The sequence below is a fragment of the Natronobacterium haloterrestre genome (assembly GCF_900112205.1).
GTDB lineage: Archaea > Halobacteriota > Halobacteria > Halobacteriales > Natrialbaceae > Natronobacterium > Natronobacterium haloterrestre.
This window is the reverse complement of the sequence record NZ_FOKW01000026.1, coordinates 1-1,698: the sequence shown is the minus strand read 5'-3', so window position 1 is coordinate 1,698 and position 1,698 is coordinate 1. Positions and strand designations below refer to the sequence as shown.

At 59.3% G+C, this 1,698-nt stretch carries 1 rRNA gene; it reads right to left on the bottom strand.

From position 1 onward, the window contains the following. Nucleotides 1-56: 56 nt before the first annotated feature. Nucleotides 57-1,527: ribosomal RNA gene (locus tag BM113_RS21630) — 16S ribosomal RNA — on the bottom strand. Between the last annotated feature and the right edge of the window lie 171 nt (nucleotides 1,528-1,698).

Here is a 1,698-nt window from a genome sequence, read left to right as displayed (position 1 = left end):
GCGATCGAACGTGGTCCGCGAAAGGTGGGCCAGGGCAACGCCCTGGTCCCGGTCAGTGGAGGTGATCCAGCCGCAGATTCCCCTACGGCTACCTTGTTACGACTTAAGCCCCCTTGCGGAGCCCAGATTCGACCCGGAAACCGGGCCTCATCCGGACCCCACTCGGGTGCTTTGACGGGCGGTGTGTGCAAGGAGCAGGGACGTATTCACCGCCGTCTTCTGAACGGCGATTACTACCGAATCCAGCTTCATGCGGACGAGTTTCAGTCCGCAATCCGAACTACGACCGAGTTTCGGAGATTAGCGTCGCCTCTCGGCGTTGCATCCCACTGTCTCGGCCATTGTAGCCCGCGTGTCGCCCAGCACATTCGGGGCATACTGACCTACCGTTGCCCGTTCCTTCCTCCAGTTTGGCACTGGCAGTCCTCCTAATGTACCCAACTACCACAAGGGTATTGCTGGCAATTAGGAGTGCGGGTCTCGCTCGTTGCCTGACTTAACAGGACGCCTCACGGTACGAGCTGACGGCGGCCATGCACCTCCTCTCAGTAGCTCCAGTAAGCTCATCAGGCTGACCTTCATTGCTACTGTCGATGCTGGTGAGATGTCCGGCGTTGAGTCCAATTAAACCGCAGGCTCCTCCGGTTGTAGTGCTCCCCCGCCAATTCCTTTAAGTTTCATCCTTGCGGACGTACTTCCCAGGCGGTCTGCTTCACGGCTTCCCTACGGCACAACACAGGCTCGTAGCCTGTGTCACACCTAGCAGACATCGTTTACAGCTCGGACTACCCGGGTATCTAATCCGGTTCGTGACCCGAGCTTTCGTCCCTCACCGTCGGATCCGTCTTCCAGAGGCGCTTTCGCCACCGGTGGTCCGTCCAGGATTACGGGATTTCACTCCTACCCCGGACGTACCCCTCTGGTCTTCCGGTCCCAAGCCGATCAGTTTCCACCGGACGCCCGCACGTTGGGCGTGCGGATTTCCCGACGGACTTGATCGGCCAGCTACGGACGCTTTAGGCCCAATAAGAGCGGCCATCACTCGTGCTGCCGGTATTACCGCGGCGGCTGGCACCGGTCTTGCCCAGCACTTATTCCTGGACCACCTTACGGTCCAGAAAAGCGAGGACTATATGCCCTCGCACTTGGAGTCCCCTTATCGCACTGGCGTGCAGTGTAAAGGTTTCGCGCCTGCTGCGCCCCGTAGGGCCCGGTATCTTGTCTCAGATACCGTCTCCGGGCTCTTGCTCTCACAACCCGTACCGATTACTGGCACGGTGGGCCGTTACCCCACCGTCTACCTAATCGGCCGCAGCCACATCCTCTGGCGCCGGAGCGTTTCGAGCTCGGCCCACTCCAGGTGCCGAGCCGTATGCGCCATTAGCCTCAGTTTCCCGAGGTTATTGCGCTCCAGAGGGTAGTTTGGCCACGTGTTACTGAGCTATCTGCTACGGGTCTAAACCCGTGCAACTAGCATGGCTAAATCGGACTCCAATAGCAATGGCCTCCGGCAGGATCAACCGGAATGCTCTTCCCCCGTATGGGGGAGGTTGGCGGTGAATGCAATGCACTCACACTTGCTATGGTCCACGTTCGATGACACCGATCGCGGACCGATCGGGCGTCACCGAACTGTCAAGGCTAACATCAGATCCCATCTGTACGGCGGACCGCAGGGGTGGAATCCTCATCTCCTTC